This window comes from Streptomyces ferrugineus (genome assembly GCF_015160855.1).
Classification (GTDB): Bacteria; Actinomycetota; Actinomycetes; order Streptomycetales; family Streptomycetaceae; genus Streptomyces; species Streptomyces ferrugineus.
Genome location: NZ_CP063373.1, coordinates 7817657 through 7841320 on the forward strand (window position 1 = coordinate 7817657; position 23664 = coordinate 7841320).

General features: G+C 70.3%; 14 protein-coding genes. 4 read left to right on the plus strand and 10 right to left on the minus strand.

Annotated features, from left to right (window positions below):
- Positions 1–87: 87 nt before the first annotated feature.
- The 3 genes from IM697_RS34830 to IM697_RS34840 all read right to left on the minus strand — a co-directional run bounded on the left by IM697_RS34830 (position 88) and on the right by IM697_RS34840 (position 4708).
- On the minus strand, positions 88–1380 hold the full coding sequence (locus tag IM697_RS34830; RefSeq protein WP_194050008.1) for a M50 family metallopeptidase: 1293 nt from the start codon (positions 1378–1380) through the stop codon (positions 88–90).
- Positions 1381–1388: 8 nt separating this feature from the next.
- Entirely contained in the window at positions 1389–2645 is a 1257-nt protein-coding gene (dxr, locus tag IM697_RS34835) for a 1-deoxy-D-xylulose-5-phosphate reductoisomerase (protein WP_194040065.1), read from the minus strand.
- Positions 2646–2773: 128 nt separating this feature from the next.
- The gene (locus IM697_RS34840) at positions 2774–4708 is read right to left on the minus strand and encodes an acyl-CoA dehydrogenase family protein (RefSeq protein ID WP_194040066.1); all 1935 of its coding nucleotides are present in this window, start codon (positions 4706–4708) and stop codon (positions 2774–2776) included.
- Positions 4709–5082: 374 nt separating this feature from the next.
- On the opposite strand from IM697_RS34840, the gene IM697_RS34845 reads away from it, so the two are divergent.
- From IM697_RS34845 to IM697_RS34855, 3 genes are all read left to right on the plus strand, one after another.
- The gene (locus tag IM697_RS34845; protein WP_194040067.1) at positions 5083–6096 is read left to right on the plus strand and encodes a LacI family DNA-binding transcriptional regulator; all 1014 of its coding nucleotides are present in this window, start codon (positions 5083–5085) and stop codon (positions 6094–6096) included.
- 62 nt (positions 6097–6158) lie between these two features.
- Entirely contained in the window at positions 6159–8201 is a 2043-nt protein-coding gene (locus IM697_RS34850; RefSeq protein WP_194040068.1) for a glycoside hydrolase family 31 protein, read from the plus strand.
- A 57-nt stretch (positions 8202–8258) separates the two neighbouring features.
- On the plus strand, positions 8259–9446 hold the full coding sequence (locus IM697_RS34855; RefSeq protein WP_194040069.1) for a sulfotransferase family protein: 1188 nt from the start codon (positions 8259–8261) through the stop codon (positions 9444–9446).
- Between the two features lie 24 nt (positions 9447–9470).
- Here the strand turns inward: IM697_RS34855 and IM697_RS34860 are convergent, their stop codons facing one another.
- The 7 genes from IM697_RS34860 to IM697_RS34890 form a co-directional block, all read right to left on the minus strand.
- On the minus strand, positions 9471–10187 hold the full coding sequence (locus IM697_RS34860; RefSeq protein WP_194040070.1) for a glycoside hydrolase family 12 protein: 717 nt from the start codon (positions 10185–10187) through the stop codon (positions 9471–9473).
- A gap of 39 nt (positions 10188–10226) precedes the next feature.
- On the minus strand, positions 10227–12440 hold the full coding sequence (locus IM697_RS34865; RefSeq protein WP_194040071.1) for a glycosyl hydrolase family 95 catalytic domain-containing protein: 2214 nt from the start codon (positions 12438–12440) through the stop codon (positions 10227–10229).
- Entirely contained in the window at positions 12437–14416 is a 1980-nt protein-coding gene (locus IM697_RS34870) for a beta-galactosidase (protein WP_194040072.1), read from the minus strand. The genes IM697_RS34865 and IM697_RS34870 overlap by 4 nt, the downstream gene beginning before the upstream one ends.
- Positions 14416–16623 (minus strand): sialidase family protein, encoded by a 2208-nt coding sequence (locus IM697_RS34875; protein WP_194040073.1) that lies wholly within the window; start codon positions 16621–16623, stop codon positions 14416–14418. Before IM697_RS34875 ends, IM697_RS34870 begins: the two co-directional genes overlap by 1 nt.
- 149 nt (positions 16624–16772) lie before the next feature.
- On the minus strand, positions 16773–17708 hold the full coding sequence (locus IM697_RS34880; protein ID WP_194040074.1) for a carbohydrate ABC transporter permease: 936 nt from the start codon (positions 17706–17708) through the stop codon (positions 16773–16775).
- Positions 17705–18748, minus strand: a complete 1044-nt coding sequence (locus IM697_RS34885) for an ABC transporter permease (RefSeq protein ID WP_194040075.1) — start codon at positions 18746–18748, stop codon at positions 17705–17707. The genes IM697_RS34880 and IM697_RS34885 overlap by 4 nt, the downstream gene beginning before the upstream one ends.
- A gap of 27 nt (positions 18749–18775) precedes the next feature.
- A complete protein-coding gene (locus IM697_RS34890; protein WP_194040076.1) occupies positions 18776–20467 on the minus strand; it encodes an extracellular solute-binding protein in 1692 nt (563 codons plus the stop codon).
- Positions 20468–20804: 337 nt separating this feature from the next.
- On the opposite strand from IM697_RS34890, the gene IM697_RS34895 reads away from it, so the two are divergent.
- Positions 20805–23642: a glycoside hydrolase family 3 C-terminal domain-containing protein gene (locus IM697_RS34895; protein WP_194040077.1), complete on the plus strand. Its 2838-nt coding sequence runs from the start codon at positions 20805–20807 to the stop codon at positions 23640–23642.
- Positions 23643–23664: the final 22 nt, after the last annotated feature.

Here is a 23664-nt window from a genome sequence, read left to right on the forward strand (position 1 = left end):
GGGCCCCAACACATCACCGTCCGTAAACCCACTCAATGGAAGGCGGCCCGGGACATACGATCCCGGGCCGCCACGAACTCCGTGTGACTAGGAGATTCTCACCGGGTTAACGACGTCCGCGACCAGCACCAGCAGCGTGAAGCAGATGAAGATCCCGGCGACCACGTACGCCACCGGCATCAGCTTCGCCACGTCGAACGGACCGGGGTCCGGACGGCGCAGCACCTTCGCCACGTTCCTGCGCAGCGCCTCCCACAGCGCGCCCGCGATATGGCCGCCGTCGAGCGGCAGCAGCGGGAGCATGTTGAACAGGAAGAGCGAGAGGTTGAAGCCCGCCAGCAGGAACACGAACGTCGCCAGCTGCTGCGAGGCCGGAATGTCCAGCGTCGCGATCTCACCGCTCACCCGCGCCGCTCCGACGATGCCCATCGGGGAGTCCGGCTCGCGCGGGCCGTCGCCGAAGGCCGCGTCCCACAGGGCGGGGACCTTGGAGGGCAGGGCCACGAGGGCGTCGACGGCGTCGCCGACCCGGTCGGTCATCCAGGTCACCGAGTCGCCGAAGTCCTGTTTGACGACGCCGGTGGCCGCGCTGAAGCCGAGGAAGCCGGCCTTGACGTACTCGCCCTCGACATACGCCCCGCTCGCGTCCTTCTTCACGACCCGGTTGGTGGCGATCTTCGCCTCCAGGGTCACCTGCTCACCCTTGCGGTCGACGACGATCGGCACCTCCTTGCCGGCGCTGTCACGGATCAGGTCGGAGAGGGTGCCCCACTCCTCGGTCCGCACCCCGTCGAAGGAGACGATCTTGTCGCCGTTCTTCATGCCCGCGGCCGCGGCCGGGGACTTCGGGTCGGACGCCCTGCACTCGTCGCGGTTCTCGGTCTGGGCGATCACGCACTGGGAGACCGAGCTGACGGTGGTGGTCTGCTGCTGGATGCCGAAGCCCATCAGCACGGTGAGGAACAGGCCGAAGGCGAGGACCAGGTTCATGAACGGGCCCGCGAACATCACGATGACCCGCTTCCACGGCTTGCGCGTGTAGAAGAGGCGGGTCTCGTCGCCCGGCTTGAGCTCCTCGAACGCGGCCGAGCGGGCGTCCTCGATCATGCCGCGCCAGGGCGAGGTGGAGCGGGCCTCCAGGCGGCCGTCGGGGCCGGGCGGGAACATGCCGATCATGCGGATGTAGCCGCCGAACGGGATCGCCTTGATGCCGTACTCGGTGTCGCCCTTCTTCCGTGACCAGATGGTCGGGCCGAAGCCCACCATGTACTGCGGCACGCGGATGCCGAACAGCTTGGCCGTGGACAGGTGGCCCAGCTCGTGCCATCCGATCGAGAAGAGCAGCCCGACCGCGAACAGCACTATGCCGAGGATGAACATCAGGGTCGTCATGCACGGGCCTCCGCCGTGTGTGCCGCCAGTTCCCGGGCCCGCCTGCGCGCCCAGGTCTCCGCTTCGAGGACGTCCGCGACGGTGAGGGAAGTTCCCGCGCTCGGGGTGCCGTGCTCCTCCACCACCCGCGTCACGGTCTCCATGATCCCGTTGAACGGCAGCGCGCCGGCCCGGAAGGCCTCCACGCACTCCTCGTTCGCCGCATTGAACACCGCCGGCGCCGTGCCCGCGAGCCCGCCCACGTGGCGGGCCAGGTTGACGGACGGGAACGCGTCGTTGTCGAGCGGGAAGAACTCCCAGGTCGACGCCTTGCTCCAGTCGAACGTGGGCGCGGCGTCGGGGACGCGCTCCGGCCAGCCGAGGCCGATGGCGATCGGGCCGCGCATGTCGGGCGGGGTCGCCTGGGCGATCGTGGATCCGTCGGTGAACTCAACCATCGAGTGAACATACGACTGGGGATGCACGACCACCTCAATGCGGTCGAAGGAAATGTCGTAGAGCAGATGCGCCTCGATGACCTCCAGGCCCTTGTTGACGAGGGTCGCGGAGTTGATCGTGATGACCGGGCCCATGGCCCAGGTGGGGTGCGCGAGGGCGTCCTCGACGGTCACGTTCGCCAGCTCGGCCTTCGTACGGCCGCGGAAGGGCCCGCCGGAGGCGGTCACCACGAGCTTGCGTACGTCCGCGCGCGTGCCGGACGCCAGCGCCTGGAACAGGGCCGCGTGCTCGGAGTCGACGGGGATGATCTGACCGGGCTTGGCCAGGGCCTTGACCAGCGGGCCGCCGACGATCAGGGACTCCTTGTTGGCGAGCGCGAGGGTGCGGCCCGCCTCCAGGGCGGCGAGGGTCGGGGCGAGGCCGATGGAGCCGGTGATGCCGTTGAGGACGGTGTGGCAGTCGGAGGCGGCGACCTGAGTGGCCGCGTCCGGGCCCGCGAGGATCTCGGGGAGCGGCTCGCCCGTGCCGTACTGCGCCTGGAGGGCCTCCCGCAGCGCCGGTACGACGTCCTCCTGGGCGACCGCGACGGTCCGCGCCCTGAGCCGGTACGCCTGCTCGGCGAGAAGGGCGACCCGGCCGCCGTTGGCGGACAGGGCGGTGACCCGGAACCGCTCGGGGTTGCGCAGCACGAGGTCGATGGCCTGGGTGCCGATGGACCCGGTGGAGCCGAGGATCACCACGTCCTTGGGGCCGTCGCCCGCAACCGGGTCGTAGACGAGATGCGGGTCGGCGAGAGGGGCTGGACTGTCGCTCATCCCCCCATTGTGGCCGGAAGGATCGATGGGAAGGACAGGGCGTCCCCGTCCGGGAGGTAACAGGATGGTGAGGGATCGCTGCGGGCAGTGATCCCTCACCGGCCCTCACCGGCCCCTCACCCCATCGGTCACCTGATCGGGCGGTGCACGTTCTCCTGGGCGCTGGGGCCCGGTGTCGCGTCCGCGATCCACACGCCGCCGTCGTCCGACGGGTCGACGATGCCCGACTCCAGCCACTCGTACGTGCCCGACATCACGCCCTTGACCACCTTGCGGTCGAGGTCGTCGGTGTTGGACCACAGGCGGCCGAAGAGTTCCTCGACACGCAGCCGGGACTGGCGGCAGAAGGCGTCGGCGAGCTGGTAGGCCTCGCGGCCGTGCTCGCCCCGGGCGCGCAGGTGCTCGGCGCGGACGCAGGTCGCGCTCATGGCGAACAGCTCGGCGCCGATGTCGACGACCCGGCCGAGGAAGCCCTGCTTGGTCTCCATGCGGCCCTGCCAGCGGGACATGCCGTAGAAGGTGGAGCGGGCGAGCTTGCGGGAGGTGCGCTCGACGTAGCGCAGGTGCGCGGAGAGGTCGATGCCGTGCTTGAACTCGCCGTAGGTGTACGGCAGTTGCCCCTGGCCCGCGACCAGCTTGGGCAGCCACTTGGCGTAGAAGACACCGGCGTTCGCGCCCGCCTTGGCCTTGTCCTGGAGGGACTTGTCGGGGTCGATGAGGTCGCCGGCGACCGAGAGGTGGGCGTCGACGGCCTCGCGGGCGATCAGGAGGTGCATGATCTCCGTCGAGCCCTCGAAGATGCGGTTGATGCGCAGGTCGCGCAGGACCTGTTCGGCGGGGACGCCGCGCTCGCCCCGGGCCCTGAGGGAGTCGGCGGTCTCGAAGCCGCGGCCGCCGCGGATCTGGACGAGTTCGTCGGCGATCGTCCAGGCCATCTCGGAGGCGTACAGCTTGGCGAGGGCGCCTTCGATGCGGATGTCGTTGCGGTCCTCGTCGGCCATCTGGGAGGCGAGGTCGGTGACGGCCTCCAGGGCGAAGGTGGTGGCCGCGATGAAGGAGATCTTCGAGCCGACGGCCTCGTGGTGGGCGATCGGCTTGCCCCACTGCTCGCGCGCCGCCGACCACTCGCGGGCGATCTTCAGGCACCACTTGCCGGCCGCGACGCAGGACGCGGGGAGCGAGAGCCGACCGGTGTTGAGCGTGGTCAGGGCGATCTTCAGGCCGGCGCCCTCCGGGCCGATCCGGTTCGCCGCGGGGACGCGGACCTGGTGGAAGCGGGTGACGCCGTTCTCGATGCCGCGCAGACCCATGAAGGCGTTGCGGTTCTCGACGGTGATGCCGGGTGAGTTGGTCTCCACGACGAAGGCGGTGATGCCGCCCTTGTGCCCCTCGGACTTGGGCACGCGGGCCATGACGACGAGGAGGTCGGCGACCACGCCGTTGGTCGTCCAGAGCTTCACGCCGTCGAGGATGTAGTCGTCACCGTCCGGCACCGCGGAAGTGGCGAGGCGGGCCGGGTCGGAGCCGACGTCCGGCTCGGTCAGCAGGAAGGCGCTGATGTCGGTGCGGGCGCAGCGCGGGAGGAAGGTCTCCTTCTGCTCGGGGGTGCCGAACAGCTTCAGCGGCTGCGGTACGCCGATCGACTGATGGGCCGAGAGCAGCACGCCGATCGCGGGGCTGGCCGAGCCGGCCAGGGTCAGCGCCTTGTTGTAGTACACCTGCGTGAGGCCGAGGCCGCCGTACTTGGTGTCGATCTTCATGCCGAGGGCGCCGAGTTCCTTGAGCCCGTTGATCACCTCGTCGGGGATCCGGGACTCGCGCTCGATCAGGGCGCCGTCGACCTTCGACTCGATGAAGTCCCGCAGCTTGGCGAGGAACTCCTCGCCGCGCTGGGCGGCCTCGTCGGTGGGCATCGGGTGCGGGTGGATGAGGTCGAGGCGGAAGCGGCCGAGGAACAGTTCCTTGGCGAAGCTGGGCTTGCGCCACTCCTGCTGCCGGGCCGCCTCCGCCACCTCGCGTGCCTCACGTTCGGTGACGGTGGGTTTGGTGGGTGCTGCGGACATGAGGCTCACCTCGCCGCGAATCGGGATCTTGGGCCGTTTGGTTACCGACGGGTGCTACTCGATCGTATGTACCCGATTCAGGGCGACCCCACCACCCCGCGTGCAGCCGTTCGGCCGATGTTGACGGAGTACGCCTTGGTGTCAAGGCGGCCCGTGCCGTGCCGGTGTAGTTTCCCTCGTTCCAGAGGTTGTTGTTCCGGTAGTACTTGCCGAGCGTGATCGTGTCGAAGGCCTCCGTCGTAGAAGAAAGCTGTCGAAGCGCTTCGATAACCTATGGACACCCACGCGCGCCAGAGCTAGTGTCGAACCACCCTCACAGCCAGCCCTGTTCACACCGCGCACTGTCGAAGCGCTTCACAAAGCTTGGAGAGCGGATGGTCACCCTCGCCGAGGTCGCCCAGCACGCCGGAGTCTCGGCGAGCACGGTGAGCTATGTCCTCAGCGGCAAGCGGTCCATCTCCACGACCACCCGGCAGCGGGTCGAGCAGAGCATCCGCGAACTCGGCTACCACCCGAACGCCGGTGCCCGCGCCCTGGCCAGCAGCAGGTCGAACATCATCGCGCTGATGATCCCGCTGCGCACCGACATGTATGTGCCGGTGATGATGGAGATCGCCATCGCGGTGGCCACCACGGCCCGTACGCACGGCTACGACGTCCTGCTGCTGACCGGCGAGGAGGGTCCCGACGCCGTGCGCCGCGTCACCGGCAGCGGGCTGGCCGACGCGATGATCCTGATGGACGTCCAGCTCGACGACGAGCGGCTGCCGCTGCTGCGCGGCACCGACCAGCCGTCCGTACTGATCGGGCTGCCCTCCGACACCACCGGGCTGACCTGCGTCGACCTCGACTTCAAGGCGACCGGGGCGCTGTGCGTGGAGCATCTGGCGACGCTGGGGCACCGCGACATCGCTGTCATAGGAGAGGCCCCGGCCGTCTACGAGCGGCACACCGGGTTCGCGGAGCGCACGCTCGACGGACTGCGGCTGCGGTCCCAGGAGCTGGGGATCCGGCTGCTGCACCGGCCCTGCGAGGGCGGCTACGACGCGATGGCCGTCACCCTCGCCCGCATCCTCGACGAGCGCCCGGGCACCACGGGGTTCGTCGTGCAGAACGAGTCGGCGGTCGAGCCGCTGCTCGCCCTGCTGCGCCAGCAGGGCCGCGCCGTGCCCGAGGACGTGTCGGTGGTCGCCATCTGCCCCGACCAGGTCGCCACCCAGGCCTCGGTGCGGCTGACGTCGGTCTCCATCCCCGCGCAGGAGATGGGCCGGCATGCGGTCGAACAGCTGGTCGCCAAGCTCGACGGGCGCGGAAGTGACGAAGTCCTGCTGATCGCACCCGAGTTGACGGTCCGGGCGAGTTCGGGTCCGGCGCCGTCGGCGAACTGACGCCCCTTGCCTCACGTGCCTGTACGCACGTCCCTGTCTGCTTTCCTCCAGGAGCACGCCTCGTGTATCAGCCTGCCGAAAACCAGCCCAAGGTCAGTCTCGCGCAGTCGTCCCCCACCGTCGGCACGTTCCGCGAGCGGGACGGTGCGCTGGAGTGGAGCGGCCGCCAGGAGACCGTTCGCGTCGAGCCGTGGGGACCGGACGCGGTCCGGGTGCGCACCCGCCTCGGTGGACCGATCCTCGACGGACTGCCCGGTGCCCTCCTCGACGGGCCCGAGGCCACCGAGAGCTCGGTCAAGATCGGTGACGGCGAGGCGCAGTTGACCGTGGGCGCGCTGACCGTCCACGTCGACGCCGAGGGCCTGATCCGCTTCCTGCGCACCGAGGACTCCGCCGAGCTCCTCGCAGAGGCCCGCGCCCACTTCTGGTGGCCCGGCGCGCGCCTCTACACGGCCGTCGGCAACGGCTACCACCGTCTTGAGCAGCGCTTCGCCGCCTACGACGACGAGAAGCTGTACGGACTCGGCCAGCACCAGCACGGCCGGTTCGACCAGAAGGGCCTGGTCCTGGACCTGGTCCAGCGCAATGCCGAGGTCGGCATCCCGGTCCTGTCGTCCAGCCGTGGCTACACCCTCCTGTGGAACAACCCGGCGATCGGCCGCGTGGAGCTCGCGCACAACGGCACGCGGTGGGTCGCCGACTCCGCCCGGCAGATCGACTACTGGATCGCCGCGGGCACCCCGGCCGACGGCCAGCGCCGCTACAGCGCGGTGACGGGCCGTACGCCCATGCTGCCGGAGTGGGCGGCGGGCTTCTGGCAGTGCAAGCTGCGCTACCGCACCCAGGACGAACTCCTCGCCGTGGCACGGGAGTACAAGCGCCGGGGCCTGCCGCTCTCGGCGATCGTCTGCGACTTCTTCCACTGGACCCACCTCGGCGACTGGAAGTTCGACCCGGCCGAGTGGCCCGACCCGGCGGCGATGGTGCGCGAGCTGGACGAGATGGGCGTCAAGCTCGTCGTGTCCGTGTGGCCGTCGGTCTCCCCGCTCTCCGAGAACCACCCGGTCATGGAGCAGCGCGGCCACTTCATCGGCACCCAGTACGGCCCGATGGCACACGCCGACTGGCCGGACAAGGAGGTCGCCTCCACCGTCCAGGTCGCCTTCTACGACGCCACCAACCCCGACGCCCGTGAGTTCCTGTGGTCGAGGATCAAGCAGAACTACCTCGACCCGTACGGCATCACCGCCTTCTGGCTGGACGCGTGCGAGCCCGAGCTGAAGCCGGGCTTCCAGGAGAACCTGCGCTACTGGACGGGCCCCGGCCTGGAGGTCGGCAACAGCTACCCCGCCGAGAACTCCCGCACCTTCTACGAGGGCCTGCGCGCGTCCGGCGAGGAGGAGGTCGTCACCCTCAACCGCTCGGCCTGGGCGGGCAGCCAGCGCTACGGCGCCGCCCTGTGGTCCGGCGACATCGGCACCGACTTCCCGACCCTGCGCCGCCAGATCGCGGCCGGCCTGAACACCGCGCTGTCCGGCATCCCCTGGTGGAACACCGACATCGGCGGCTTCCACGGCGGCGACCCGGACGACCCGGCCTACCGCGAGGTGATGGTCCGCTGGTTCCAGTTCGGCGCCCTGTCCCCGCTGATGCGCCTGCACGGCTTCCGCGACCCGGGCATGCCGCTCGGCCCGGAGATGACCGGCGGTCCGAACGAGGTGTGGTCGTACGGCGAGGAGGCCGGCGCGATCATGGAGAAGTACCTGCGGCTGCGCGAGCGCCTGAAGCCGTATGTGCTGGACGTCATGCGCGAGGCCCATGAGGAGGGCCTGCCGGTGATGCGGCCGCTGTTCCTGGAGTTCCCCGACGACCAGACGGCCTGGTCGGTCGACGACGCCTATCTCCTCGGCCGCGATCTGCTGGTCGCCCCGGTGCTGACGGCGGGCGCGACGGCCCGCACGACGTACCTTCCGGCGGGCGCGGGCTGGACGGACGCGTGGACGGGTGAGACGTACGAGGGCGGTAGGACCGTGACGGTGGACGCCCCACTGGACCGCATCCCGCTGTTCCTGCGGGACGGGGTGCGGCTGCCGGTGGCGGACTAGGCGCGCCCGTCCAACTTCCGTTCACCACAAGTCAGTTCGACGAGATAGGTTCCCTACGTGTCCTCGTCTCCGCTCGCCCTCACCCTCGCCAATCTGCTCCTGCGCCCGGCCCTCGGCTCCCGCCGCAGTCCGGACCGGGTCTTCGACCGGATCGCCGTGGAGGCCGGGGAGGCACCCGGTGACCGGCAGTTCGTCGACGACTTCCGGTCCCTGCTGGGCTGGTGGGCGAAGGCCGACAACCTCACGCCGGTCGGCTGGCAGTCCGCGCAGGCGCATGTGCGCCGGCATCTGACCAACCGGGCCCGCGTCCGGCGGCTGATCGCCGAGCACCCCGAGATCGAGCGCGAGCCGATCGAGAAGCCGGTGTTCGTCGTGGGCCTGCCGCGCACGGCGACCACCGTCACGCACGCCGTCCTGTCGATCTCGGACGAGCACCGCTGCCCGCTGCTGTGGGAACTGCTCGCCCCCGACCTGGAGTTGCCGCCCCGGCAGCGCAGGAAGGCGATCACGACCGGCCGCCGGATGGTCCAGGGCACCGATCTCTTCGCGCCGCGCTTCCGTGACATCCACGCGATGGTGGCCGAGGGCCCGGAGGAGTGCACGTTCGCGCTCCCGCACGCCTCGATGCCGTTCTCCCAGGCCCGGATACCCGAGTACCAGGCGTGGCACCGCGAGCGGGACTTCGTCGACGACTACCGGTACCTCAAACAGGTCTACCAGGTCCTCCAGTACGGCCGTCCGCGCCGCCGCTGGATGCTGAAGTCCCCCATGCACCTGGAGAACCTGGAGGCGCTGCGCACGGTGTTCCCCGACGCCACCATCGTGTGGTGCCACCGGGACCCGGTCACCGTCGTGGCGTCCTTCTGCAGTCTGATCGAGCATGGCATGGCCATCAGCGTCCGTCCGCTCGATCTGGCCGGCATCGGCGCCACCTGGCTCGACCTGCTGAGCCGGGCCATGGCGCGCGGCCTGGCAGCCCGTGCCGCCATCCCCGCGGAACAGTTGGTGGACGCCCCGTACTCCTGGCTCGGCTCCGACCCGGCCACCGGCGCCCCCAAGCTCTACGCCGCTGTCGGCGCCCGCTGGACCGAGTCCGACGCCGCCCGCCTCCCGGGGGTCGTCGCCCGACCCAGGGGAACTCGGCGCCACACCTACGACCTGGCGCGCTACGGCCTGACCCGCGCCGAGGTCGAGGCCGCGTTCGCGGACTACAACGCGCTGCGGGCCGAGGTCGACCCCACCTGAGGCGACCCCGGCCCTGATGGCACGTCAGCTGCTGCTGACGGTCAGGTTGTTGGTGCGGAAGTCGAGGCCGCCGGACGACGAGGTGATCTCGTAGCCGAACTGCACGTCACCGATCGTCTCGTTGCTGGACATCCAGCCCTTGGTGCCCGCTATCCAGCTCAGGATCGGCTTCATGTTCACGGAGCCGGAGTTGGAGTCGGACGTCCGCAGGAACGAGAACACCTCGTTGTGGCCGTTGCTGCCCTTGTACACGTTCCAGGTGTGACCGCCGAGGGTGACGGAGCCCTGGGAGGTGCCGATCGGGCCGACGGCTCCGTTGTAGTTCATCCAGAGCATGATCTCGTAGTCGTAGTCCGTGTCCCAGATGTCGTACGACGTGTTGTACGCGCCGGATGACGGGACCGTGACGTTGTAGTCGCTGGTGAGCGAGGAGAGCGAGGCGATCGTCTTGTTGATCACCTTCTTGGAGTTGGGGTAGGACTTGATGCCGCCGGTGTTGGGGTGGTTGGCCCAGACTCCCCAGTTGGTGCCGGAGTTGGCCCAGACGCACTGGCTGCCGGCGCCGGAGCCCCAGATGTTGTTGTAGAGCGTGTAGCCGTTCAGGCTGGTGTTGCCCCACTGGTCGCAGGAGTTCCAGACGGCGGCCGAGGCGGGGGCGGAGGCGAGGCCGACGGTGGCGCCGAGGGCCATCGCCGGGGCCAGCACGGCCGTCGTGATCTTGCGCAGTGCGCTCTTTGCCATGGTGTCCCTTTCCATGGGTGGGGGGAATTGCGGTGGGGGTTACCACGTCCCCGGACGGAGGACGTGGTCTTCTCCGGCGACGAGGTCGAGCGGTCGTGTGCCGCCGGTGGAAGTCCGGAGTTCGATGCGGACGGTGCGGGACGGTCTGAGGACGGCGGTCGCGCCGTCCCGCGTCCAGGACAGGTCGACCTCGGCGCCGAACCGTGTGCGCACGCCCCGCAGGCGGCCCTGCGGGAGGGTGGGGGGCAGCGCGGGCAGCAGGACCAGCCGGTCCGGGGTCGAGTGGACGAGCATCTCGATCAGTACGGCGGGCAGGGTGTGCGCGGCGTCCGCGTTGTAGACGTCGCGGTTCGGGTAGTGCGCGCTCATCAGGGAGGCGTGGAAGAAGTCGCCGCCCAGGACCTGGTCGAGGGCGTGGGCGACCCGCTCGCCGTCCCGGAGCCGGGCCGCGATCAGGGCGTGGTGGAGATGGCCGTGCGCCGAGTCGTTCTCGGCGCCGCGCAGTTCGAGGGCGCGATGGGCGGCCGCCGCGAGGCCGGGGGTGTCGTACGGGGTGATCTCCTCCAGCGGCCAGACGCCGTAGAGGTGGCTGAGGTGGCGGTGGTCGTAGGAGTCCTGGAGTCCGGGCCAGGCCCATTCGGCGAGGGCGCCGTCGTCGTTGATCCGGTGCGGCGGGAGTCGGTCGGCGAGGGCGTGCCAGCGGTCGGCTTCAGGGGTGCCCTGGTGGTAGCGGGCGGCCGTGCGCAGCGCGTGTCGGGCCGCCGAGAGGTCCATGGCCGCGTTGACGGTGCCCCAGCTCGCGTTCGCGGGGCGGTTCTCCGGCGAGTAGGAGGGGACGACGATCAGGTGGCCGTCGTCGTCGGTGCGGGTGAGGAAGTCCTCGTAGAACCGGGCCACTTCGGCGAGGACGGCGGCGGTGCGCGGATCGTGGGCGCCCCGGGTCTCGTCGTGGTCGACGAGGGGCTTGAGCAGCCAGTCGGCGCCCGCCGTCCACAGGTGCAGCGGGTACTCGCGGCTGAAGTGGTGGATGTGCCCGGACTCCCCGTCGGTGTGGGCGGGCGCCACCACGCCGCGGGTGCCGTAGACGGTGCGGGCGTTGTCGCGCCAGTGCTCCAACTGTCCCTGGATGAGCGCGGCGTGCGCCTCGGTCACCTCCGGGAGCGCGGCCGCCGCCGCGGAGGCGGTCTGGAGGTTGAGGTTGGCGTCGGTGGTGAACGCCCCCGACCAGGCGGTGTTCCAGTCGCCGGTCCACAGGCCGGTCAGCCGGGGCGGCAGCATGCCGGAGGCGGAGAGCAGGTGGTAGCGGCCGGCGGCGAAGAGGCGCTCCAGCAGTGCGGGGCTCTTCGTGCGGCGGACCAGCTCCGATCCGGGCAGGGCCCGCTCGTCCTCGTCGCCGTCGAGGTCGAGGCCGGCGCGGAGGTAGGCGGGGCGGTGCAGGGCGGTGTGCCGGGCGAGGAGAGGGGCGTACGGGTCGTCGTCGGCGCCCTCGGGCAGCAGGGCGCGCAGGGCCTGTGCCTCGGCGAGGACGTCCAGTTCGCCGGTGTGGCGGCGGACGCGGGTGAGGAGGAGCAGGGAGCGGGCGCCCTCGATCCGGATGCCGGGCAGGGAGGTGTGGGTGCGGCCGCCGGTGACGAGGGCGAGGGTGACGCCCGTGTAGGCGCGGTCGCTGCCGGGGTAGCGGACGCGGAGGTTGAGCAGGGCGCCCTCGGGGGTGCGGAGGGCGCCGTGGCCGACCGCCAAGTCGTTGGGTACGCCGGGGAGTTGGTGGTTCAGGAGCACGTCGGCGGTGAGGCCGGGCTCGGTGACGCGGTGGACGATGACGTCGTCGGCGCGGGAGACGAAGGCCTCGCTGAGCAAGCCGTCGCGCCGGGCGGTGATGACACCGGTGGTGAAGTCGACCTCGCGGCGGTAGGCCCCGGGCTGCTCGCCGCCCGGCCGCCGCAGCCGTATCTCGAAGGCCGGATGGAAGGGCTGTACCCAGTGCAGTCCCCGCCCGTCGGTGAAGCCCTCGGCGGCGGTGACGTCCCCGGCCAGCAGCCGGTCCTGGAGGTGCGGGAGGTCGGCGGCGAGGGCGGGGGGACGGGTGTGGGCGTCGCCGCCCGGGCGGACCAGGGTGTGATGGTTGACGATGACCCGGTCGAGGTTCGGATCGCCGAACACCATGATGCCGTGCCGGCCGTTGCCGCTCAGGAAGGCGTCCTCCCAGCGGGCGGCGGGCGCCGGCTCCCAGGTGCCGTGCACCGGCCCGCTCATGCGGCGGCCTCCAGCACGGCGACGCCGTACCGCTCCAGCTCCACCCCGTCGGTGACCGTCGCGCCGGTCAGCAGCTCGCGATGGCGGCCGGGCACGGGCACGGTGACCCCGTCGCGCCCGTGGTTGAGCAGGAACAGCAGTCCACCGCGCCGTACGGCCTCCACCCCGGCGGGAAGCCCGGCGAGGGTCGGTCGTACACCCGCTTCGCCGGCGATGTCGGCGAGCAGCGTGCGCAGCGCGTGCGGCTCGGGGAGGGTGGAGACGTACCAGGCGCGGCCCTTGCGCAGGACGGCCGGGAGCCCGTCCAGCTCGCCGCCCTTGTAGGGGACTACGGCGTCCACGTCGTCCGCCGCCTCGATCTCCTCGGACCACAGGGTGCCGTGGAAGCCCTCGGCGTCGGCCGTCTCGCCGGCGTCCAGCGGCCACCACTCGTGCAGCACCCGGATGCCGAACAGATCGCGCAGCCGGACGTCCATGCCGCCCTCGCGCACCCGGTCGTCCTCGTCGGCGATGCCGGTCTGGAAGCCGCAGACGAGGGTGCCGCCGCGCTCGACGTAGCCGACGAGGTTGTCGATCGCGGCGTCCGTCATCAGGTAGAGGTGCGGGACGACGACCAGCTTGTAGGCGGACAGGTCGTGCTCGGGGTGGGCGAAGTCGGCGACGGTGTGCGCCTCCCACAGCGCACGGTGCCAGGCGCGGACGATCTGCGGCCAGTCGGCCTCGGAGGAGAGCCGCCCGTCCTGTTGCCCCGCCCACCAGGCGTTCCAGTCGAGGAGTACGGCGACTTCGGCGGCGTCGACCCGAGTACCCGTCACCTTTTCGCTCAGCAGGGCGAGTTCGGCGCCGATCCGCTTGACCTCCTGGAAGGTGCGGCCCCGCTCCCCCGCGTGGCTGACCATCCCGGAGTGGAACTTCTCCGAGCCCTGCCGGGACTGCCGCCACTGGAAGTAGCAGACGGCGTCGGCGCCGCGGGCCACGGCCTGGAGGGACCACAGGCGGTTGAGACCGGCGGGTTTGGGGTGGTTGACCCCGCGCCAGTTGACCGGTCCCGCGGCCTGCTCCATCACCATCCAGGGACCGCCGCGCGCCTGCGAACGGGTCATGTCGTGCACCAGGGCCCCGTACTGCCCGCCGGACGGATCCCGCGGATCCGGATACACGTCGATCGAGACGACGTCCTCCTGCCGCGCCCACCGCCAGGCGTCCAGGCCCGGCCACACCGCCATGAAGTTGGTGGTCACCGGGATGTGCGGGCTGTGCCGGGCGACGATGTCCCGTTCGGCGAGGTAGCACTCCATGAGCGCGTCGGACGTGAACCGCTTGAAGTCCAGGACCTGCGTCGGGTTCTTCATGTAGTGCGCCCGGCGCGGCGGCAGCACCTCGTACCAGTCGCCGTAGCCCTGGCTCCAGAAGGCCGTTCCCCAGGCCGAGTTGAGGGCGTCCAGCGTGCCGTACCTCGCCTGGAGCCAGCCGCGGAAGGCGTCCTCGGCCTCGTCGCCCCAGTCGTAGGTGCAGTACTCGTTGTTGATGTGCCACATCCGCAGGGCGGGGTGGCCGCCGTAGCGGGCGGCGAGGTCCTCGGTGATGGCGGCGGCGTGGCGGCGGTAGGTCGCGCTGGAGTGGGAGAAGTGCTGGCGCGAGCCCCACCACTCGGTGCGGCCGTCCTCGTCGCGCGGCAGCGTCTCGGGGTGGAGCCGCCCCATCCAGGGTGGTGGCGAGGAGGTGGGCGTGGCCAGGACGACACCGATGCCGTTCTCGTCCATCAGGTCCATCAGCCGGTCCAGCCAGCCGAACTCCCGCTCCCCCGGCCGGGGTTCGAGCTTCGCCCAGGAGAAGACGCCGAGGGTGACCGAGTTGACGCCGGCCTCCTTCATCAGCCGGACGTCCTCGGGCCAGGTCTCCTCGGGCCACTGCTCGGGGTTGTAGTCGCCGCCGAAGAGGAGGCGGCCGCGGGTGGCGTCACCCATGCCCGCCATCAGGCCGGCTCCCCGTACTGCACGCCCCGCCCGTTGGTGGCGACGTAGACGCGGCCGTACACGCGCGGGTCGCCGGTGACGGCCGCGCCGATCCAGCCCCACTGGTGCCGGTCGTCGTTGATCCGCACCCAGGTCCCGGCCTCGTCGTCGGAGCGGTACACGGCGGTGATGGTCTCGGTGGAGCCGACCATGTAGACCGCCGGGTAGGAGGCGCCCCGGGCGGCCCTGCCGAAGCCGAGGGTGTACGAGGCCCGGCAGCTCGAGACCTTGGTGAAGGTGGCGCCGCCGTCGGTGGAGCGGTACAGCCCGTTCCCCTTGAGGCTCAGCCACAGGTCGCCGGACCGGCCCGGTGCCACGGCGAGCTGGAACTCCTTGTCGCCGGAGTTCAGCCCCGTGGCCCGCGCGGTGAAGGTCAGGCCGCCGTCGGTGCTGGCGTGGAGGGTGCCGGTGGCGGTGTCGAAGGCGTAGAAGGTGCCCGGGTCGACGGGGTCCGCGACCGGGGTGGCGCCCTTCGGGAAGGAGGTGACCTCGGCCCAGGTGGCGCCGTTGTCGGCGGAGCGCTGGGCCGGGTGGGGGGTGCCGTCCCAGTGCACGAAGGACCACAGCAGCACGCTGCCGTCGGCGTTGGTGGCGATCGGCCCCGGCGCGTCCTGGGCGAGGGCGGGCTGTGCCTCGAACGGCGCCCAGGTCTGCCCGCCGTCGTTCGAGTAGGCCCCGTTGCCGTTCTCGCCCCACCCCGCACGGACCACGTACGCCGGCTTCGCCGCGGCCTGGGCGAGCCCGGTGGCGGTCCCGAACACGGGGTTGGCCGCCATGCCGCCCGACGGGGACGCGGTGAGCGACTCGTGGTACATCACGCCGATGTCCCCGTTGCCGCTGATCAGATGGGCCTTGCCGGCCGGCGGCGAGATCAGCTGACGGACGGACGTCTCCTCCAGTCCGCGGATCCGCGGGGCCCAGTGCTTCAGGTCGCGGGTGCCGTAGATGGTCGCGCCGGTGCCGTAGAGGACATGCCGGGAGTCGTACGGGTCGAGGGCGAGGGCCTGGATCCACCAGCCGAACTTGGGCTGGTCCGCGCCCCACTTGAGGAAGGGTGTCTCGGAGACGTCGAAGACGGCCGTGTCCTTCAGGGACGTCCAGGTACGGCCGCCGTCGGTGCTGCGGAACACCGTGTCGACCGCCGCCCAGCGGTTGTTGGTGGAGACGACGAGGGTGCCGGGGCGGCGGGCGTCGACCGCGACACCGCCGTACCCGAAGCTGTCGTCGGAGCCGTCGCTCGTCGTACCCCCCGGCTTCACGGGCGTGACCTCGGTCCACTTCCCGTTGAGGGTGCACAGCTTGTGCACGCTGCCGTCGGACTGGCCGTTGGGGCCGGGTGCGTTGGCGTACGTGACGTACAGGTGGCGGGTGTACCTGTCGTACGCGGCCCGGATCGGCACCTTGGCGGCGGTGCCGGAGGGCCGGCCCGGGACGGCTTCCCAGGTCCGGCCGTCGGAGGTGCGGAACAGGTTGGCCGTGGTGCCGTCGCCGTCACCCCAGCCGGCGTACAGGCTGCGCCCGGCGGCGACGAGCAGGGTGACGCCCTGGCCACTCGCGCTGGGGGTGGCCGGGAAACCGGAGGCGGGGGCCCAGGTGGCACCCCGGTCGGTCGACTTGAGCAGTCCGTCGTGCCGGGTGCCGAGCCACAGGGTGTCACTGTCCCGCGGGTCGACGAGCAGCCGCTCCCCCGCGCCCCGCCCGTCCTCGTTGGCCCCGAGCTTCACGGTGAGGTCGGTGCGGGCCCAGGTGGCGCCGCGGTCGTCGGAGCGCAGCACGGCGCCGTTGCCGGCCCAGGACTGGGCGTAGGTGCCGAGGGCGAGGTACAGCCGGTTCGGGTGCGCCGGGTCGACGGCCATGGCCTCCACGCCGAGCAGGTTCCAGTCGTCCCAGCCGAGGTGGTCGGTCAGCGGGGTCCAGCGGCGGGTGCTGTCGTCCCAGCGGTAGGCGCCGCCGATGTCGGTACGGGCGTAGGCGAGGCCGCGGACGGAGGGGTGGAAGAGGACGCCGGTGACGAAACCGGTGCCGCCCATGACGGCGGTGCGCCAGCGGTACGCCTGGCCGGCGGGGACAGCGGTGGCCCGTCCAGCGGGCAACGGAACGGTGGTCAGCGCGGCAGCGGCAGCCGTTCCGGCAAGAACAGAGCGTCTGCTGGGTCGGGACGTACGCATGACATACCTCGTCTAATGCAAGAGGGGAGTGGAGAACCTAAAGGGGCGCGGGGCTGTTTCGATTTGCGGCTACCGCCGCGTGGGCGCGACCAGCCACAAACAACCCGCAGCCGCCACACAGCCGAAGCACCCCATTGAGTGGGCGCCAATCAGCCCTTGACGGCGCCCGTGAGCATGCCCTTCTTGAAATGCTTCTGGACGAAGGGAGAAAGGACGGCAACCGGCAGCAAAGCCATGACCATGACGGCCATTTGGACGGCCAGTCCCGACAGTTGCCCCGTCTTGATGGCCTGTCCCAGCCCCACCGGCGCCTCCTGCTTCTGCACCAGCTGGATCATGACGTTCTGCAGCGGCATCATGTCCTGGTCGTTCAGATACAGCGAGGCGTTGAACCACGCACTCCAGTACCCGACCGCGTAGAACAGCGTGATCACCGCGATGACGGCCCGCGACAGCGGCATGACGATCTGCCAGAGAATCCGGAAGTCCCCGGCGCCGTCGATGCGCGCGCTGTCGATGAGTTCCTGCGATATCCCTTGGAAGAACCCGCGCAGCACGAGGATGTTGAACACGCTCACCGCGCTCGGCAGGATCAGCGCCAGATAGGAATCCGTCAGCCCGAGGGTCTGCACCAGCAGATACGTCGGAATGAGCCCGGCGCTGAAGAACATCGTCGCCAGCAGCGTCATCAGGATCCAGCGATGCCCGAGCGACCCGGTCCGCGACAGCCCGTACGCGCACAGCACCGAGACGGTCATGGAGAACGCCGTACCGACGAGCGTGACCAGCACGCTGATGATGGCCGCCCGGGTCACCTGCCCCCCGCTGAGCAGTTCCTGATAGGCGATGAAGGTGATGTCCTTCGGCACCATCACCAGTCCGCCGGCCTCGTCGATGGTCTTGCGCGTGGAGAGGCTGGTGACGATGACGATCCACAGCGGGAACAGGATCGCGAGGCAGGCGATGCCGAGGACGAGTCCCTTGCTCGCGAGGCCGACCTTGCTGGGCTCCTCCTCCCACACCGGCCTCGGCGGCGCGGCCCAGGGGCCGGGCTTGCGCACGGGTTTGTCGATCACGGCGGTCACTTCTTGTACACCCCCTGCTCGCCCATGAGATGGGCCACTTTGTTCGCGGCCAGGACGAGGCCGATGCTGACGACTCCCTTGACGAGTCCGGCGGCGGCCGCGTAGCCGAAGTCCTGGTTGCGCACGCCGTTCCACCACACGAAGGTGTCGAGCACTTCCGCCGCGCCCGGTCCCACCGCGTCTCGTTGCAACAGGATCTGTTCGAATCCGACGGTGAGGGCGTCACCGACGCGCAGCACCAGCAGCAGGGCGATCACCGGCCGCAGCGCGGGCAGGGTGACATGCCAGATCCGGCGCCAGCGGGAGGCGCCGTCCATCGCGGCGGCCTCGTACAGGTCGGGGCTCACCGAGGCCAGCGCGGCGAGGAACACGATGATCCCCCAGCCGGCGTCCTTCCACACGGTCTCCGCGGTGACCAGGAACTTGAAGGTGCTCGGGTCGGTCATGAGGTCGAGGCCGTCGTACCCGTGGCTGCGCAGCAACTGGGAGAGCAGCCCGGCGCCGCCGAGCAGTTGCTGGAAGACCGCGATCACCAGCACCCACGAGAAGAAGTGCGGCAGGTAGAGGACGGCCTGCGCGATCGCCCGCACCCGGGGCCTGACCACACTGTTGATGAGCAGCGCGAGCAGGATCGGGATCGGGAAGAACAGCACGAGCTGGAGGAAGAACAGCACCAGTGTGTTCTGCACGGCCTGCCAGAAGGCGGAGTCCGCGAAGATGCGCTGGAAGTTCTCCAGGCCCACCCAGGGGCTGTTCAACATGGACACGACGCCGTTGTCGCTGATGTACGGGTCGTACTCCTGGAAGGCGACGACGTTGCCGAGGATCGGCACGTAGTTGAAGAGCAGAACCAGCACGAGGGCCGGCAGGGTCATCAGGAGCAGCAGCCGGTCGCGTCTGAACCTGACCTTGAGGCTCAGTCTCCCCGATGGACGCTTGTCCTCGGACCCGGTGACGTCGCCGGATGCCACCGGGGTCTTCTCACCAGGGGTCTTCCTCTTCGCCTCGGCCCTGCTCCGAGGCACCGTGCTGTGGGACACGGCCTTCTCCTCGCCTCGAACCCCGGATCAGTTGCCCGCGCTGCCGTTCTCGTCGAGGATCTTCTGGTACCAGTCGCGCAGCTTGTCGCCGCCCTTGCTCTTCCAGTCGGAGACGAACTGCTGCATGTCGCTGATCTTCTTGCGGCCGCGGACGATGTCGTCCTCGAGCTGCTCGACGTCGTTGGAGAGGTTGGTGTACCGGGTGGGCTCGGTGATCTGCATGCCCCAGAAGGAGGACTTCTTGGCGAAGGCGCCCATCCGCTGCTCCCACTCGACCTGGCCCCTGGCGACCTCGGGGAAGTCGGGGTGCGCGAGGGTCGCGGCGGGGCTCGCGACCATGACGTACGCGTTCAGCACGTCGATGTTGCCCTGGTCGGTCTTGGTGGGGACGCCGTCCTTGACGGTGTAGTGGGTGCCCTCCACGCCGTAGTTGGTCATCATGTACTCCTTGGTGCCGTACGGCGCCGCGGTGACGTTGGCGACGGCCAGCACGTCGCGGATGACCGACTCGGAGGCCTTCTTGTTGACGAAGGCGAAGATGCCGGCGGGCTGTTCGGCCCACAGGGTGGGGGCGCCGCCGTCGTGGCCCCAGACGTCCATGCCCCAGATCTTGAAGTCCGGGTTCTGGGCGGCCTGTTCGGCGGTGCGGCTCCACCACTGGGAGATGTTGTTGGGGTAGATCAGGAACTCGCCCGCCGCGAACTTGGGGCCCGGGTCGGGGGCGTTCTTGCCCAGACCGGAGTCGGGGTGGACGACCCCGGCGGCGAAGAGCTTGCGGGACCACTCCAGCGCTTCGAGGAACTCCTCGGTCTCGATGCGGTAGACCAGCTTGCCGTCGACCAGGTTCCAGCCGAGCGGCTTCTCGCTGCCGGAGAGCACGCCGAACGCCTGGAAGGCGGTCCACTTCATGTCCAGGCAGGCCCACCGCTTGGCCTTGGCGTTGGTGATGTCCTTGGCCAGGGCCATGAACTCGTCGCAGGACTTCGGGACTTCGTAGCCCTCCTCGTCGAAGATGTCCTGCCGGTACAGGGGCACCATGCTGGGGGCGGACGGCGCCGGCATCGGCAGGCCTCGCAGCTTTCCGCCGAAGATGGAGCGCCGCCAGGCGTCGGTCGGGATCGCGGCGAGGTTCGGGTACTCCTTGACCGCGTCCCCGGAGAGGTAGGGCCCGAGGTCGACGAACTTGCTGATGATGGCGCTGGGTATCTTGCCGCCCATGTTCCAGCCGGGGACGACCACCACGTCCGGGACGTCGCTGGAGGCGAGGACCGCGCCGAGCTTCTGGTCGTAGGTGTTGCCGTCCTGGTTCTGCCACCGGACGTCGACGCCGATCAGGTCGTTCATCGCCGTGTAGTAGGCGTTGTTCTGCTTGGGCGGCGATCCCCAGAACGGCGACATGATGGTGACCTTGCCGCCCTTGCCGAGCTTCTCGGGCACCGAGGTCTTCAGGTCCGCCAGGTCCAGCTTGCTGGTGAAGCCGATCGCCGAGCCGTTCTTGGCCGGGATGTCCGGCGTCACCACGTTGCTGGCCACATACGCCGGCAGGATCTTCTTCGCGTCCTTGCCCGAGGTCGTACCGTCCCGCGACCCGCTCTCCGACCCGCCGCACGCGGCGAGCAAGGGCATCCCACCGGCCACCGCTGCGGTGGCGGCCGCTGTGGAGGCGAGGAAGCTTCTCCGGCTGGGTCCGGAGGAGGCGGAGGCGGCGTTCGGCGTCATTGCGTCAACCCTTCATGGCGCACCTGGACACCCGGCGGGGGCCGTCGGCTGCGGTGTCTTGAGCGGAACTGGCTGAGCTGAAGCGGTCCTCCGACCACTACGACGAATTCCGGAGTCGAATCCGCAGTCGAAGCGCTTCGATGTTGCTGTGAGGTTAAGTGAACACCCATGGGTACACAAGGGTCACCTCCAAGATTCCTCCGAGGTGTAGTAAGGGACCTTTCCTTATGCACCGCTTGAAGTAACGGCGCTGATCCCTTGACACTCGCCCTTGAGTCGAATGAGCATCGAAGCGCTTCGAAAGCACCAAGCCGATCCATCGCAAGGGGATCCCCACGTGACCGCACCCACGCCGCACACGCCGCCGTTCCGTGATCGGCGACTGCCGTTCGCGAAGCGCATCGACGATCTGCTGTCGCGACTCACCCTCGACGAGAAGATCGGATTCCTGCACCAGTTCACGCCCGCCGTCGAGCGCCTCGGCATCGCGGCGTTCCGCACCGGCCAGGAAGCCCTGCACGGTGTCGCCTGGATGGGCCCGGCCACCGTCTTCCCCCAGGCCGTCGGCCTCGGCGCGACCTGGAACACGGATCTCGTACGACGCGTCGGCGAGGCCGTCTCCAAGGAGACCCGCGCGATGCGCGCCCGCGACGAGCGCGTCGGCCTCAACGTCTGGTCCCCCACCGTCAACCTGCTGCGCCACCCCCTGTGGGGCCGCGGCGAGGAAGGCTACTCCGAGGACCCGAAGCTCACCTCGGCCATCGCCGTCGCGTACACCCGTGGCCTGCGCGGCGACCATCCGACGTACTGGCGCACCGCGCCCGTCCTCAAGCACTGGCTGGCGCACAACAACGAGACGGGCCGCGACGTCACATCGTCCTCGGTCCGCCCGCGCGTCCTGCACGAGTACGACCTGCGCGCCTTCCGCGAGACGGTCGAGGCGGGCGCGACGGCCGGGGTGATGCCGGCCTACAACCTGGTCAACGGCCGCCCCAACCACGTCTCGCCGTATCTGAACGAGCACCTGCGCACCTGGACCGACGACGACCTGCTGGTCTGCTCGGACGCGGGCGCGCCGTCCAACCTGGTCGACTCCGAGCACTACTTCGACACCCACGAGGAGGCCACGGCCGCCGCGCTGCTGGCCGGCGTCGACAGTTTCACCGACCACGGCACCGACAGCTCGAAGATCACCGCACGGGTCCGCGGGGCCCTGGACAAGGGGCTGCTGGCCGAATCGGACCTCGACACGGCGGTGCGCCGTCAGCTCTCGGTCCGCTTCCGCCTGGGCGAGTTCGACCCGGAGTACGACCCGCACGCGCCCACCAAGGACTTCGACACCCCGGCGCACCGCGCCCTCGCCCAGGAGGCCGCCGAGCAGGCGGTGGTCCTGCTCAAGAACAGTGCCGGCCTGCTGCCGCTCGCGCCGGACACCCGGCTCGCCGTGGTCGGACTGCTCGCCGACGAGTGCAAGCTCGACTGGTACAGCGGCACGCTCATCCACCGCTCGACCCCGCTGGAGGGCCTGTACGAGCGGTTCGGTGCGGAGCGGGTGGAGTTCGCGGAGGGCGTGGACCGGGTCCTGCTCAAGACACGGGCCGGAACCTTCCTGCACGTCCCCGAGGCGGACGCCGCCGACGAGGTGCGCGGCGCGGAGGGCGCTCTCGACCCGGCGCTGCTGGCCGGCCGTACGGACCTGCCCGCGCTGACCACCGACCCGGCCGGCACCGAACTCGCCCTCATCGACTGGGGCGAGGGCGTGCTGACCCTGCGCGCGCCCGACGGCCGCTACCTCTCGGTCGCCGAGGACGGCCGGGTCCGCGCCTCCGCCGACCAGCCCGGCGGCTGGGTCGTCCAGGAGACGTTCCGCCTGGAACCACACGAGAACGGACACCTCCTGAAGCACATCGGTACGGGTCGCCCCGTCTCAGTCGCCGCCGACGGCGTCAGGGTTGCCGATGAGGACCCGGAAATCTTCGAGCTGATCATCGTCGAACGCGGCGAGGACGCAGTGACCCGTGTCACCTCGCAGGCGGATGTGGTCCTGGTCGTCGCGGGCAACGACCCGCACATCAACGGCCGCGAGACCGAGGACCGCACGACGCTGGCCCTCCCCACCCACCAGGAGCGCCTGCTGCGCGCGGCCTGCGCCGCCAACCCGAACACGGTGCTGGCCCTGATCTCGGCGTATCCGTACGCCGTCGATCACTCGGCCCTGCCCGCGCTGCTGTGGACCTCCCACGGCGGCCAGGCGACCGGCACCGCGCTGGCCCGCGTCCTGGCCGGCGACGTCTCCCCCGCCGGCCGCCTTCCGCAGACCTGGTACGCCGACGACAGCGACCTGCCCGACCTCCTCGACTACGACGTGATCGGCAGCCGCCAGACGTACCTCTACTTCGAGGGCACCCCGCTGTTCCCGTTCGGCCACGGCCTGTCGTACGCGACGTTCTCGTACGCCGACCTCGAGACCCGTACGACGGACGACTCGCTGCACGTCTCCTTCACCGTCACCAACACCGGCGACATGACGGCCGACGAGGTCGCCCAGCTCTACGGCCGCGCCGTGGACCCGGCGGTGCCGCGCCCGCGCCGCGAGCTGCTGGCGCACAGCCGGGTGACGCTGGCCCCCGGCGAGCGGAAGGAGCTGACCTTCGACATCCCCTTGTCCGCCTTCGACTTCTGGGACGTCTCACGCCCCGGCTGGCGCCGCGAGCCCGGCCCGTACGAACTGCTGGCCGGCGCCTCCAGCGAGGACGTCCGGCTGCGTACGACGGTGATCCTGGACGGCGAGGAGGCCGCGCCGCGCCCGGTCCTCCGGCGCGGTCTGGCGGCGGCCGACTTCGACGAGCAGAGCGGCATCGCGATCGTCGACCGCACGAAGACGTCGGGCGACGCGGTGACGCCGGCCCAGGGCACGTCGGGGGAACTGGTCTACCGGGACTGCGACTTCGGGGACGGCATCAGCGAGGTGTCCGTGACGGTGGCGGGTGAGGGCGTGGTCGACGTGTCGTTGGACGGGGGTGCCGTGCTCGCGTCCCTGACGCCACAGACGCCCACCTCAGGACCGTACGACTACACCACGGTCACCGCCGGGATGCTCGCCGAGGGCGTCCGCGATGTCCATGTCAGACTGCGCGGCCCACTGCGGCTGGCGCACGTCGGCTTCTCCGGTTGAGGGTCCGGAGGAAGCCGGCACA